General features: G+C 39.7%; 15 protein-coding genes. 3 read left to right on the forward strand and 12 right to left on the reverse strand.

Annotated features, from left to right (window positions below):
* Nucleotides 1-8: 8 nt before the first annotated feature.
* The 11 genes from B5473_RS17975 to trhO form a co-directional block, all read right to left on the reverse strand.
* Nucleotides 9-1,355 carry a sodium-dependent transporter gene (locus B5473_RS17975; RefSeq protein ID WP_079527670.1) on the reverse strand — a complete coding sequence of 449 codons (1,347 nt, stop codon included), beginning with the start codon at nucleotides 1,353-1,355 and terminating at the stop codon, nucleotides 9-11.
* A 32-nt stretch (nucleotides 1,356-1,387) separates the two neighbouring features.
* Nucleotides 1,388-2,245 (reverse strand): tryptophan 2,3-dioxygenase, encoded by an 858-nt coding sequence (gene kynA / locus B5473_RS17980; protein ID WP_079527672.1) that lies wholly within the window; start codon nucleotides 2,243-2,245, stop codon nucleotides 1,388-1,390.
* Between the two features lie 11 nt (nucleotides 2,246-2,256).
* A complete protein-coding gene (gene kynU / locus B5473_RS17985; protein WP_079527674.1) occupies nucleotides 2,257-3,516 on the reverse strand; it encodes a kynureninase in 1,260 nt (419 codons plus the stop codon).
* A 156-nt stretch (nucleotides 3,517-3,672) separates the two neighbouring features.
* Nucleotides 3,673-3,855 carry a hypothetical protein gene (locus B5473_RS17990; RefSeq protein WP_008404313.1) on the reverse strand — a complete coding sequence of 61 codons (183 nt, stop codon included), beginning with the start codon at nucleotides 3,853-3,855 and terminating at the stop codon, nucleotides 3,673-3,675.
* A gap of 130 nt (nucleotides 3,856-3,985) precedes the next feature.
* A complete protein-coding gene (locus B5473_RS17995) occupies nucleotides 3,986-4,696 on the reverse strand; it encodes a response regulator transcription factor (RefSeq protein WP_079527676.1) in 711 nt (236 codons plus the stop codon).
* A 238-nt stretch (nucleotides 4,697-4,934) separates the two neighbouring features.
* Nucleotides 4,935-5,588: a phosphate signaling complex protein PhoU gene (gene phoU / locus B5473_RS18000; protein ID WP_079527678.1), complete on the reverse strand. Its 654-nt coding sequence runs from the start codon at nucleotides 5,586-5,588 to the stop codon at nucleotides 4,935-4,937.
* A 15-nt stretch (nucleotides 5,589-5,603) separates the two neighbouring features.
* Entirely contained in the window at nucleotides 5,604-6,416 is an 813-nt protein-coding gene (gene pstB, locus B5473_RS18005; RefSeq protein ID WP_079527680.1) for a phosphate ABC transporter ATP-binding protein PstB, read from the reverse strand.
* A gap of 16 nt (nucleotides 6,417-6,432) precedes the next feature.
* Nucleotides 6,433-7,257, reverse strand: coding sequence for a phosphate ABC transporter permease PstA (pstA, locus tag B5473_RS18010; RefSeq protein ID WP_079527682.1), 825 nt, complete (start codon nucleotides 7,255-7,257; stop codon nucleotides 6,433-6,435).
* Between the two features lies 1 nt (nucleotide 7,258).
* Nucleotides 7,259-8,173, reverse strand: a complete 915-nt coding sequence (gene pstC, locus B5473_RS18015) for a phosphate ABC transporter permease subunit PstC (protein ID WP_079527684.1) — start codon at nucleotides 8,171-8,173, stop codon at nucleotides 7,259-7,261.
* Nucleotides 8,174-8,194: 21 nt separating this feature from the next.
* Complete coding sequence (locus tag B5473_RS18020) at nucleotides 8,195-9,025, reverse strand: phosphate ABC transporter substrate-binding protein (protein ID WP_079527686.1); 831 nt, start codon at nucleotides 9,023-9,025, stop codon at nucleotides 8,195-8,197.
* A 420-nt stretch (nucleotides 9,026-9,445) separates the two neighbouring features.
* Entirely contained in the window at nucleotides 9,446-10,399 is a 954-nt protein-coding gene (trhO, locus tag B5473_RS18025; RefSeq protein WP_079527688.1) for an oxygen-dependent tRNA uridine(34) hydroxylase TrhO, read from the reverse strand.
* Between the two features lie 184 nt (nucleotides 10,400-10,583).
* Here trhO and B5473_RS20750 point away from each other — a divergent pair, with 184 nt between their 5' ends.
* Nucleotides 10,584-10,733, forward strand: coding sequence for a hypothetical protein (locus B5473_RS20750; RefSeq protein WP_176142103.1), 150 nt, complete (start codon nucleotides 10,584-10,586; stop codon nucleotides 10,731-10,733).
* Between the two features lies 1 nt (nucleotide 10,734).
* Here B5473_RS20750 and B5473_RS18030 read toward each other — a convergent pair whose 3' ends face one another.
* The gene (locus tag B5473_RS18030; RefSeq protein WP_079527690.1) at nucleotides 10,735-11,097 is read right to left on the reverse strand and encodes a VOC family protein; all 363 of its coding nucleotides are present in this window, start codon (nucleotides 11,095-11,097) and stop codon (nucleotides 10,735-10,737) included.
* Between the two features lie 306 nt (nucleotides 11,098-11,403).
* On the opposite strand from B5473_RS18030, the gene B5473_RS18035 reads away from it, so the two are divergent.
* The gene (locus B5473_RS18035) at nucleotides 11,404-12,039 is read left to right on the forward strand and encodes a 2OG-Fe(II) oxygenase (protein WP_079527692.1); all 636 of its coding nucleotides are present in this window, start codon (nucleotides 11,404-11,406) and stop codon (nucleotides 12,037-12,039) included.
* A 53-nt stretch (nucleotides 12,040-12,092) separates the two neighbouring features.
* Nucleotides 12,093-12,869 (forward strand): YqjF family protein, encoded by a 777-nt coding sequence (locus B5473_RS18040; RefSeq protein WP_079527694.1) that lies wholly within the window; start codon nucleotides 12,093-12,095, stop codon nucleotides 12,867-12,869.
* The last annotated feature ends 23 nt before the right edge of the window (nucleotides 12,870-12,892 follow it).

Below are 12,892 nucleotides of genomic sequence, written 5' to 3' on the forward strand. Positions count from 1 at the left end.
CTTCACCCCTAATATTGAATGACTAAATATGCTAAGACTACGACAATGACTGTCGGTACAACGAAGGTCATTAAAAAGCGATATGTTTTGTAAAAGCCTTCACCCATTTTACTACCTTGCAGCAGTTCGCTTTTCACAAGGTTTTTATCCATAATATGCATAATGAAGATCGCGATAAGCAAGTTGCCGATCGGTAAAATGATATTCGAAACTAAAAAGTCGGTGAAATCAAAAATATTGCGTCCAAAAATCGAAACATCACCTAATGTACTGTACGTCAATGTCGAAGGAATCGAAGCGATAAATACAAAGATCCCGATGATGATTGTAATTTTAGCTCGGCTAATTTTCCATTTTTCAATGATGGCAGCAACGATAATTTCATACATACTAAATGCTGACGTTAATGTTGCAAATAAAAATAGAATTAAAAACAGCGCTAAAAATAGTTCACCAAACGGCATTTGAGAAAACGCTGCAGGCAATACCATGAACAATAATGGTGGTCCGCTCGCCACTTCCATATCAAAGGCAAAAACAACCGGGAAAATCGCCAGTCCTGCCAAGAATGATACGAAAATACTTAATCCTACAACAGAACCCGCTGAATTCGGTAAGCTCACATCTTTCTTTAAATAAGAACTATATGTAACTAAACATGAGAATCCAACAGCCAGTGCAAAGAATGATTGCCCTAACGCATATAAGATTGATTCACCGGTAATGTTCGAAAAGTCCGGATACAGGAAGAACTTAATACCTTCCATTGCTCCGTCCAATGTTACGGCTCTTACAACTAAAATAAAGAACATAATAAACAGTAACGGCATCATGAATTTATTTGCCTTTTCAATCCCGTTTTGAACACCAAGCGCAATGATCACAACATTCGCCAATGTAAACAATCCTAAACCGAGTAAAGCAATCCAAGGTGTACCTGTTACTTGTCCGAAAAATGCCCCTGGTTCCACAGTCGGCGCGATAACTTCTCCAACAACCGAAACCCCGCTGTAAACAAAAATCCAGCCGCCGACTACACTGTAAAACGATAATAATAAGAAACAGCCAATAATGCCGAGCTTACCAATCCAAGCCCAAGCCTTCGTATTCGGCGCCAATATTTTATAGGCAGTAACCGCCTCTTTTTGTGTGGCACGCCCAATAATATATTCCGATAAAAGCATTGGCAGCCCGATAATTAATGTCAGCAGCACAAAAATCAGGAAGAATGCGCCCCCTCCACTTTGACCGGCTACATAAGGCATTTTCCAAATTGCCCCGAGCCCAATCGCTGCACCAGCTGACGCTAATACAAATCCTAACTTACTTGACCACTGTCCTTTACTCTTCTCCATCTGTCTCACTCCACTCATCTGTCTAACCTAAGCTATAGTACTGTCCGCAAATCCCAAAGTTCCGGAAAAAAGCGGTGATCGAGCACTTTTCGCAAATAATTGACCCCTGATGAGCCACCTGTGCCCACTTTAAAGCCAATAATGCGCTCGACCGTTTTCATATGACGGAAACGCCACTGCTGCAAGGAATCTTCAATATCGACAAGCTTTTCACCAAGCTGGTATAAATTCCAGTACATATCGATATTTTCATAGACGGTTTTCCATGCTGCGGCAACAGAATCGTCACCACTATATACTACCGAAAAATCACGGTTTAGCAAAGCTTCAGTTATTGGCAATCCTGCTTTAGCCAATGCTTGAATCGCCACATCATAAATACTTGGTGCATCATACGCCTCTTTCAGGACCGCCAGAGTGTCCGGTTCTTTCTCATAGATTTTGAGTATATACGGTGTTTTATAGCCAAGTGCAAACTCGATCAAGCGATACTGATAGCTTTGAAACCCCGATGCTTTCCCCAATTCATCGCGAAACTGCAAATATTCCGCTGGTGTCATCGTTGCCAATACGTCCCAAGCCTGAATAATCTGCATTTGAATTTTCGATACCCGTGCGAGCATTTTAAACGCTGGCTGCATTTCCCCTTTTTCAATCGCTTGTATCGCACCGCGCATCTCATGAATGATGAGCTTCATCCAAAGTTCACTCACTTGGTGAATAATGATAAATAACATCTCATCATGATGGTCGGATAGACGGTTTTGACTGTTTAATAGGGGGTCCAGGCTCAAATAATCGCTGTACGTCATATCTTCTCGAAAATCCGTATGAATCCCCTTTTCATCCTTTAGCTTGTGCTGCAAATCCGAAATTGATCGTTTATCCACTGAATCACTCCTTATGCAATGATATCTCGTTTATTTTCGTACTTCTCATAAGTTTTGTTTGTGACAATGTCCTTTAAAATCTGTACAGAAATCCAAACTTCCTCAAAGGAATTATAAAGCGCAACCGGTGCCAGGCGGATGCCATTCGGTGCACGGAAATCAGGTACAACACCATTTTCTTTTAACGATTTACAAATTCTTGCCGCCTCGTCATGCACTAAAAACAGATGGCCCCCACGTGTGTCGTCAAGCGGGTTGCCGAATTTAAACGTATTCGGTAACTCCTGCTCAATACATTCCATCATAAATTGTGTCAACGCAAGTGATTTTTCACGAACCGCTTCGATTCCAGCTTCTTCAAACAATGATAGAGCGCCTTCAACAGGTGCCAAGCTTAATATATGCGGTGTACCGATTTGGTAAGCCCCTGCATGCGGTGCAGCGGTAATTGTTACATCTAAATCAAACTGTTTTTCCTTAGCCGAACCAAACCACCCAGCCAGTCCCGGTGCTGTTCCAAAATGCTTTTCATGAACATACAACCCTGCAACTGATCCCGGTCCACCGTTCAAATGTTTATAATTGCACCAAAACGCAAAGTCCGCGCCGATTTCATGAAGATGATGCGGAACGGAACCGATTGAATGGCATAGATCAAATCCGACCAGTATGCCGCGTTCATGTGCTGCTTCCGTAATCGCCTGCAAATCCAACACTTGGCCACTGCGGTATAAGACAGCCGGCAGAATCGCAACCGCCACATCCTCGGTCATCGCCTCGATAATTGCTTCTGTCGTAATCGTTTGCCTGTCTTCACTTTTCACCAGCTGCATGCTGCTTTCCGGCAAATTATGCAAAGCAATTTGACTGGCAATCGCATACAAGTCCGACGGGAAGTTCAGTTCATCAGCCAAAATTTTATAGCGGGCCGCAGACGGTTTGAAAAACGTAGCCAACAGCTGGTGCAAGTTCGTTGTTGTCGAGCCAGTCAGCATTACTTCTTCACTTTTGGCACCTATTAAAGGAGCGCACATCGCGGAAAGCTTTTCCGAGAAATAAAACCATGGATGCTCCCCGTTTGTCCAACCGTCAATCCCATAATCTTTCCACGAGTTTAGCAATGTATACACCGACTGTTCGGCGCGCTTAGACAGCAAACCGAGCGAATTGCCATCCAAGTAAATCTGTCCTTCTTTTTTATAAAATTCATGTGCATATTTCTGAAGTCCGTCCAATTCGTCGAGCTGTTTTGCTTTTTCAATAGTCGTCATGCTTCCACCCCTTCTAGTAACTTACTAATATCGTACGAGGGATAGGAATGGTTGTCAAAGTATTCTGAAATATAAACAGATGAAAAAGCCTACCTTTGGAATCACTTTGACAAAATAAAAACCCGGGCAAATTTTCGTTTGCCCGGGTTCTCATCATTACACGCCCATTTTACGACGGGTATTGCTCGTTTTCTTTGTTTGTTGGCTCTTCATCTTCTTCGTTGATGTGTCACCTTTTAAATTACCTTTGTTGCCAGCTGCATTGTTTTTCTTCGCTTCCAGCTGTTGCTTCACTAATTCCTGAAGGCTTAATTTCTTTTTTTCATTTTGTTCAGACATATTCAGACCTCCTCATCAATCTACTTTTCTAAGTATAATCCGTTGCCGTTACATTTGTAAAAGAAATGATGTAAATTACACCATAAAAAAACATCTTGAAACTTGCAATCGCTCCAAAATGTTTTTTAATTTATGAACTGTACGTCACTTCCTGTGAAGAAAGGTTGAAATAATATCCTAACCCACTTTTTGTTTTAATCCACTTCGGTGAGCTCGGCTCTTCTTCAATTTTTTCACGAAGCCTGCGTATATGTACATCGACTGTACGGCGATCCCCTTTTGTAAAGTCCAGTATATCAATAATTTCCTCACGAGATTTAATATTGCCAGGCTGCTCCAGCAAATGAAGCAGCAATTTAAACTCGCGCTTTGTCAAAGGAATTTCCACTTCATCTTTATACACTTTGAACATGACTAAATCTACACGAAACGGACCAATCAACATTTGTGAGACACGCTCTTGCTGCTGTAATTCTTTTTCGTAGCGTTTTAAATGTATCCTTAAGCGTGTCAGCATTTCTCGGAATCCAAACGGCTTTCGGATATATTCTGTCGCCCCCATTTCAAGAGCAAGTACAATATCCAATTCATCCGTACGCGCACTGATCATAATAATCGGAAAATCATGCTTGAAGCGGACTTGACGGCAAATCTCGATTCCTTCCATATCCGGAAGCATCCAATCAAGCAGGATCGCATCCGGTTCGAATGTCTGGATTGCAGCCAATGCCTCTTTACCAGTTCGTACACTATGGACTTCATAGCTGTCCTTTACTAAATAAATATGCAGTAAATTCACTAAATTTTCGTCATCTTCAACGACTAATATTTTTTTCGTCATTAATGATTCCCCGCTTCTCTAATCAATTACGCCTCGGCGTAATTGTGTTCAGCTTCGGTTTGCGCTCGCGCAAAGAATTCCTTACCGAATCTGTGACATCCGCCTGAGGCATTAACTTCTTTCAGCAGGCATTTGAACACCCGATGAAAATTGACCAAAAATTATATAAACCTCTATCTATATATAGATGGACTCTGTGCCTACTGCTTCGCCTTAGCATAAAATCTACTGAAGGAAGTTAATTTAAATCAAATAGCTGCCCTTTAATAAAGTAGGCTGTTGATTCCGCCATATTTGTAATATGGTCCGCTGCTCGTTCAACAAAGCGGTTAATGAATAACAATTGCAATGTTTGCTCGATTTCTTGAGGGCTTTCTTTTAAATACTCTGTTAAAAGTGCATAATTTTCATGATTATTGCGATCTACGATATCATCAAGCTCGCCAACTTCTTTCGCCAATGCGATATCCGCATTGATAAATGCCTTCATTGATTTTTTCAGCATATCCATTGCGACATTTTTCATTTCAACTAAAGATGTTCTATCTAAAATCGTTTCGGCTTTGCTAATGCGAATCGTTGCTTTTGCTGTATTTACCGCAAAGTCTGCAATTCGCTCAATATCCGACGACATTTTGATAACACTGATAATTCGGCGCATGTCGCGGGCTACCGGCTGCTCTTTCGCCATCAGCCAAATTGCCATTTGATTGATTTCATTTTCCAGATCATCAATGTAATTGTCCTCTTCAATAACATCCAGTGCCAACACCATATCCTGCTCCTGAAGGGCTTTAAATGCCTTTTCCATTGCAACAACTGTCATGTCGACCATTTCACCCATTTTGTCCTGCAGTTCCAGCATATTCTTTTCGAAATTTTCGCGAATCATTCCCAAATCCCCCTCTTATCCGAATCGTCCTGTTACGTAATCTTCTGTACGCTCATCTTTTGGCGTTGAAAAAATAACATTTGTATCATCATATTCGATGACTTCCCCATTTAAGAAGAATGCCGTCTTATCGCTAATACGCGCTGCTTGTTGCATGTTGTGCGTTACAATAACAATTGTATAGTCTTTTTTCATTTGTGTAATCAGTTCTTCTACTTTCAATGTAGAAATCGGGTCAAGTGCCGAAGTCGGCTCATCCATTAAAATAACATCCGGTTTCATAGCGATTGCACGTGCGATACAAATACGTTGCTGCTGACCACCAGAAAGGCCTAATGCTGATGACTTTAGACGGTCTTTTACTTCATCCCAGATCGCTGCACCGCGTAAAGACTCTTCTACAATTTCATTCAAGATTTTTTTATTTTTAATTCCTTGCATACGTGGACCATAGGCAACATTGTCATAGATGCTCATCGGGAACAGATTCGACTTTTGGAATACCATCCCGACTCTTGTACGAAGCTTAATAACATCACTTGATTCATATACATTTTCACCGTCGATATGAATGTTCCCGATCACACGTACACCATCGATCAGATCGTTCATACGGTTTAATGTACGTAAAAATGTTGATTTACCGCACCCTGAAGGACCGATTAATGCCGTTACTTCTTTTTCTTTAATGTCCAGATTAACATTGAACAACGCTTGTTTTTCACCATAATACAGGTTTAGATCATTTACTTTAATTTTTGTTGGTAAAGCGCCAGTAGAAGTCGTCGTTGATTTAAAAATTGATGCTTCAGAAATAGTCATAGTCATATAGGTTTCGCTCCTTTTAATAGTCCGCTTTGTTTAATTTTTTCGAGATATATGTTGCCGTTAAATTCAATACTAAAATAATTACGATTAAAACAATTCCGATTGCCGCTGCAAGTCCGATATCGCCGGCTTCTTGTGTTACTAAATACGAGTGAACCGTCAGTGTGCGGGCAGAAGAGAAAATACTGGATGGCATTGCAGCTACTGTCCCTGCAGTCAGGAAAATCGCTGCCGATTCACCGACAATTCGGCCGATCGATAGGATGATCCCTGATAAAATCCCCGGCATTGCACTTGGCAAAATAACTTTAATTAATGTTTGCAGTTTTGTTGTTCCTAATGCCAGTGAACCTTCACGATATGTTGCCGGCACTGTTTTTAATGCTTCTTCTGTCGTACGAATAATGACCGGTAATACGATAATCGTTAAGGTTAAGGATGCTGAAATAATCGACATTCCCAGTTTTAAAATCACAACGAAGAACACGGCACCGAATAGACCATAAATAATCGATGGAATCCCTGTTAAACTTTCTGTCGCATAACGAATGATGCGTACAAGACGTCCTTGTTTTGCATACTCGCGTAAATAAACAGCGGCTAAAATTCCGATTGGTGTTGCGATTAATAGTGAAATAACAATCGTTAAAATCGTTGTAACGATCATCGGGAATATTCCACCGCCACCTGTTGGCGAATAATCACCGAATATGAAATCAAAACTGATATATGAAAAACCTTTATAGAAAATATAGCCAACGATTACTACTAATACGGCTACTGATACGAATGCGGAACCCCAAAGTAAGCCGCGAAACATATTATCTTTAAATTGTCGCATGTTACTGAGCTCCCTTCGCTGTAATACGTGCTAATACAAAGTTTAAAATTAAGATGAATGAGAATAACACAATCCCTGTTGCAAACAGCATTTCCTGATGTGTTCCTGCTGCATAGCCCATTTCAAGTGCAATGTTTGTCGTCAATGGACGTACACTGTCTGTCAGGCTTGTTGGGACGATTAACGAGTTCCCTGCGACTAAAATGACGGCCATCGTTTCACCTAATGCACGGCCTAATCCAAGTACGATTGCTGCCATAATCCCTGACTTCGCAGCCGGTACAACAACTTTAAAGATTGTCCCGATTTGTGAAACACCTAAAGCAAGTGAACCTTCACGATATGTTTTCGGCACTGCACGAATCGCTGTTTCAGCGACTGTTACAATTGTCGGTAACATCATGATCGCCAGTACTAAAATGACGGCGATTAAACTTTGTCCACGTGCTAATCCTAAATTGTCCTGTAAAAACGGGACAATAATCGCTAAACCGAATACCCCGTATAATACTGAAGGAATACCAGCCAATAGCTGAATTGCCGGTGATACGATTTTAGCTACTGATTTCGGTGCAATCTCCGCTAAGAAAATCGCTGTTAATAACCCGATTGGTACCCCGATTACAAGTGCTCCGATCGTTGCGTAAATCGATGCAACAATCATCGGGAAAATACCGAATTTATCTTCCGATGGTACCCAATCACTGCCAAAAAGGAAGTCGAAGAAGCTATAGCCGCCCGTTACGAATGGGTTTGCACCTTTATAAAATACGAATCCTACGATTAGTAGTAAGCTCACTACTGATAGAAGCGCACATGCTAAAAATAGTTTTGATGATAAGCTTTCTAAAAAGTATTTTCGCTTATTGCCTTTGCTTATTTGCTGTTCTACTTCGTTTCTGTTTTGTGTGTTCACAAATTTGTCCTCCAGCACTAATTATTTCGTTAATGGAATCGCTCCTGCTTCTTCCACAATCTTTTGTCCATCAGCAGTTAAAATGAAATCCATAAACTTTGTTGCTGCTTCCGGAACGTTCTCTTTATAAACAAATAGGAATGGACGAGATAATTTATATTTACCTTCCAATACATTGCCCGCTTCTGCCTTTACACCATTAATGTCCATCGCTGAAACAGTTTCATCGATATATTCGAATGAGATGAATCCTACCGCATGTTTGTTCATTGCAACCGTTGTTTTAATATTTCCGTTTCCGCTTGCTACGATTGCATTACGAATCAGTTCCCCTGACTCATAGCCGACGATTTCCTGGAATGCATCACGTGAACCTGATCCGTCCTCACGTGAAACAACGACGATTTCCATATCTTTTCCGCCAACTTCTTTCCAGTTAGTAATTTCGCCTGTGAAGATTTGTTTCACTTGCTCCATCGTTAAATCATTAACTGGGTTTGATGGGTGTGCAACAACTACAATCCCGTCATAAGCAATTACCAACTCTTGAATACCGGAGTCGATTTCTTCCTGCTTCAGATCCCGTGAAGACATCCCAATTTGTGAGACATCGTTGATTGCATTTGTAATTCCTGCTGATGAACCGATTTGATTTATTTCAATTTTTACGTCTTCTGTTTCTTCATATTTTGCTGCTAATTTCTCTGCTAAAGGTCCAACTGATGTAGAACCTGAAATCGTTACTAAGTCTCCGCCTCCAGAAGATGACTCCGTAGAATCTTCATTACTGCAAGCTGCTAATACTACCATTAGAATTGTTAACCCAATGAAGTAACATGTTTTTTTCAACATACTTCAATCCTCCATCAACATGAATGTTTTCTACCTGCTTTAACAATACATTCACAAAATTAATGTCATGTATTAAACATGTAAACCTTATGTAAATTATGAAGAAACGGTCTTTTTATTATGTAAAATCATTCAGTTAAATCTGAAAATTTAAAATAATAGGGTATAATTGTAAATATTTATGAGATTTTTTAATAAATTGGAGGGATTTTTAATGAGGAATTAAATCATTAATTCATATAGAAAAATGAAATATGTCGATATTATGTTCAAATCTTTAATTGAACATGTAAGAAAAGCAGAAAATAGACATTGTACAATGAATATTTAGAAAAATCTATTTACATTGCATTTACAATAGGATGTTTTGTTTACAAAAAAGAAAAATGCATCCCTGTTAAGAGATGCATTTAAAATCTTTTATACTGTAGCTTCAGCTTCTAATAATTCAATCGCTTGTTGAACTTGCTCTTCCGTTAAGTTATGACGGACGATATAACGATTGCGTTCATGTTTTGTACATTCGATTGTACAACCACCTAAATGCTTCGCTTCGTTCTCCTCTGATGCAATGATTTGCTCATTACATTCAGGGTTAGCACAATTAATGTAGCGTTCACATGGTGTTCCATCAAAGTGGTCACGTCCAACAATAACATGCTCCACCTGGTTGATCGGCACTGTCAGACGCTCATCGAATACATACATTTGACCATCCCATAGCTGACCTTTAGCAACCGGGTCTTTCCCGTATGTCGCAACGCCACCATGTAATTGACCAACATCACCGAAACCTTCACGCTTCATCCAGCCTGAGAATTTTTCACAGCGGATTCCGCCTGTACAATATGTTAATACATTTTTACCTTCAAATAATTCACGGTTTTCACGTACCCATTGCGGTGTATCACGGAAGTTCTTTACTTCTGGACGAATTGCACCGCGGAAGTGACCGACATCATATTCATATGTGTTACGTACATCTAGTACGACTGTATTTTCGTCTTGCATTTCTTCCAGGAATTGCTCTGGAGATAAATAGCGACCCGTTAATTCATGCGGGTTCACATCTTCTTCTAAACCTAAATTTACAAGCTCTGGGCGTGGACGTACATGCATTTTTTTGAACGCATGGCCTTCTGCTGGATCGATTTTGAAAACAATCCCTTTGAACAATGGATGTGCTTCCATCATATCGATATAGTTTTGTGTTTGCTCAATCGTTCCTGAAACCGTACCGTTAATCCCTTCACGGGCAACTAAAATACGTCCTTTTAATCCAATTTCTTTACATGCAGCTAAATGCTCTGCTGAAAAAGCAGCTGGATCTTCAATCGTTGTGTAATGATAATACAATAATACTTGATAATTCATTTTTTTCACCTATCATTCAATATATTTGCAGGATATACCTGATAGTTTAAAACTACCTTACAATGATACGTGATTTCCGATAAAATTGCCATCATTAATTAGGCGGAGGTTTTTAGAAATAATTAACTATTCTTTTTAATATTAGTATAATAGATGAGATACTAATTTGAATGGAGGAATTATTGTGGGCTTTTTCAGCTTCGCATTACTAATCATCATTACCTTTACCGCATTGGCAATCGAAAGAATCCTCAAAGACATACGATCACAGAACAAAGAAATTATTGAGCTATTATCTAAAACTGATGTGGACAATAATAATAGACTGCAATAAGTTAGATTGGTTGAATCATCTCCACTCTATTTCCGAAAGGGTCTCTAAATTCAAATCGTTCATAGTTAGGAATCGGTACAGAGTCCAAAATCTCAATTTCATTTTCCATCAATACGTTTCTCCAATAAGAAATATCTTCAACTTTGTAGGCCAGATGTGCTTTAGTTGTGAGCCGATTAAAGCCATCTTCTGTCCCTACATGTACTTCCTGACTTCCTACTTGCAGCCAAAAGCCTCCTCGCCCCTGCAATGCAGAAGGTTTTGAAATTTCCTTTAAACCTAATACTTTACAATAGAAATCTTTCCCTGCTTCCTCATTACCTTTGGGAATTGTTATTTGTGCGTGGTGTAAACCAATTATCATTTGCTTTCCTCCTCTTCCTCTTCTTCCATTATCTTACTTAAAATAAGACATAAACAAAATGATAGGTTATTTATGTAAATCCATAATTTTTTCTTATCCTTCTTAATTGCTAGTTAAATTTTAAAAATACTAGCACTTAGGGATCATCCGTAAATTTTTTTCGTTATTATCCTATTACTTAAATACCATTAAATTCAATTAAATGGTATAATATGTTTGAAGTAGAAATACATTCTTATCCTACATAAAAGAGTGAAAGTAATGTTTTTGTACTAACTTAGAAGCAATTGCGGAAGGATATAACATATGACAACAGAAGTTTCGATTTTACCTTTTCAATCTGTTTATTCAATTGATAATCGTACGATAACAGCAGAGGTTCTTCATGAAGAACCGCTCATTGTAAAGTTTTCGAATGTTTTAAGTGATGAGGAATGTCAGAATTTAATCGATTGTGCTTCTTCACGTTTGGAGAGATCCAAATTGGCAAAAAAAGAAGTAAGTCCGATTCGTACGAGCAGTGGTATGTTTTTTGAGGAGAATGAAAATCCGCTTATTTCACAAATCGAAAAACGGATTAGCAGCCTGATGCATCTTCCAATAGAACATGCCGAGGGTCTACAAGTTTTACATTACGAACCCGGTCAGGAATTTAAGGCACACTTTGATTTCTTTGGTCCAAATCACCCTTCAAGCAGTAATAATCGCATTAGCACGTTAGTAGTTTACTTAAATAATGTAGAAGAAGGAGGCGTTACAACGTTTCCTAATTTAGGTATCCTAACAGTACCGGAGAGAGGTTCAGCGGTTTACTTTGAATATTTCTACAATGATCAAAAATTAAATGAGCTTACCCTTCATAGTGGTGAGCCAGTAATACGAGGCGAAAAATGGGTTGCTACCCAATGGATGCGGAAAAAACAAATCCGCGAACGGTTTTAATCCAGTTCAAGAGATTTTATTAATTACAATAGATGTGAAGGAAGTGACTAGCTGTGGTGGAGCTCCTAAACATACAAGAAAACAAATGGGATGACAGTCATCGTCCTTGGCCACTGCCAAATTTACCCTGGGGGATGAAACAAACGTGGAGTGATCTGTTATTTGCCCATTATCCCGTTAAATATGAGGTTTTGCGGAAGTTAGTTCCAAATGCGATGGAACTGGATTCTTACGACGGTGTGTGCTGGGTTGGGGTTGTCCCGTTTCGCATGTCCGGTGTGAGGCTTCGGGGATTGCCGTCAGTTCCGGGTACCGCCGAATTTCCGGAACTTAATGTGCGCACCTATGTAACGATTGATGGAAAACCTGGCATATACTTTTTCAGTTTGGATGCGGATAATTGGCCGGCTGTAAAAGGTGCCCGCACATTTTTCCATTTACCTTACCATTACGCTAAGATGGATATTAAAAACTTTGATGATACAGTACTGTTTGAAAGCAAAAGGCGCGATCAATCAGACATTGTATTCGCGGCCCGCTATAAACCCGTTTCCGAACCGTTTATCGCGGTAAACGGTTCCTTTGAAGAATGGATTGCCGAGCGTTACTGCTTCTACACATTAAATGCTTCAGGTGTCCCGGTGCGCTGTGATATTTTGCACCACCCATGGATCTTACAAGAAGCAGAAGGTGAAATTACCCTTAATACAACGCTGTCCAAGCAAGGGATTATTATGGAAAATGATCAACCGATCCTGCACTTCTCTAAAAAAATCGATGTCCGAGCATGGCCATTAGTAAGCCCTGCTACCGGCAGATTACGTTTTTAGGGTGAGTGAGCTGTGTTTCTTTC

Source organism: Solibacillus isronensis, from assembly GCF_900168685.1.
Lineage (GTDB): Bacteria > Bacillota > Bacilli > Bacillales_A > Planococcaceae > Solibacillus > Solibacillus isronensis_A.

Excerpts from the sequence above, each read along its gene's own strand:
- B5473_RS17975 (WP_079527670.1), bottom strand. The coding sequence starts at position 1,355 with ATGGAGAAGAGTAAAGGACAGTGGTCAAGTAAGTTAGGATTTGTATTA.
- kynU (WP_079527674.1), bottom strand. The coding sequence starts at position 3,516 with ATGACGACTATTGAAAAAGCAAAACAGCTCGACGAATTGGACGGACTT.
- B5473_RS17990 (WP_008404313.1), bottom strand. The coding sequence starts at position 3,855 with ATGTCTGAACAAAATGAAAAAAAGAAATTAAGCCTTCAGGAATTAGTG.
- B5473_RS17995 (WP_079527676.1), bottom strand. The coding sequence starts at position 4,696 with ATGACGAAAAAAATATTAGTCGTTGAAGATGACGAAAATTTAGTGAAT.
- phoU (WP_079527678.1), bottom strand. The coding sequence starts at position 5,588 with ATGATTCGCGAAAATTTCGAAAAGAATATGCTGGAACTGCAGGACAAA.
- pstB (WP_079527680.1), bottom strand. The coding sequence starts at position 6,416 with ATGACTATGACTATTTCTGAAGCATCAATTTTTAAATCAACGACGACT.
- pstA (WP_079527682.1), bottom strand. The coding sequence starts at position 7,257 with ATGCGACAATTTAAAGATAATATGTTTCGCGGCTTACTTTGGGGTTCC.
- B5473_RS18020 (WP_079527686.1), bottom strand. The coding sequence starts at position 9,025 with ATGTTGAAAAAAACATGTTACTTCATTGGGTTAACAATTCTAATGGTA.
- trhO (WP_079527688.1), bottom strand. The coding sequence starts at position 10,399 with ATGAATTATCAAGTATTATTGTATTATCATTACACAACGATTGAAGAT.
- B5473_RS18030 (WP_079527690.1), bottom strand. The coding sequence starts at position 11,097 with ATGATAATTGGTTTACACCACGCACAAATAACAATTCCCAAAGGTAAT.
- B5473_RS18035 (WP_079527692.1), top strand. The coding sequence starts at position 11,404 with ATGACAACAGAAGTTTCGATTTTACCTTTTCAATCTGTTTATTCAATT.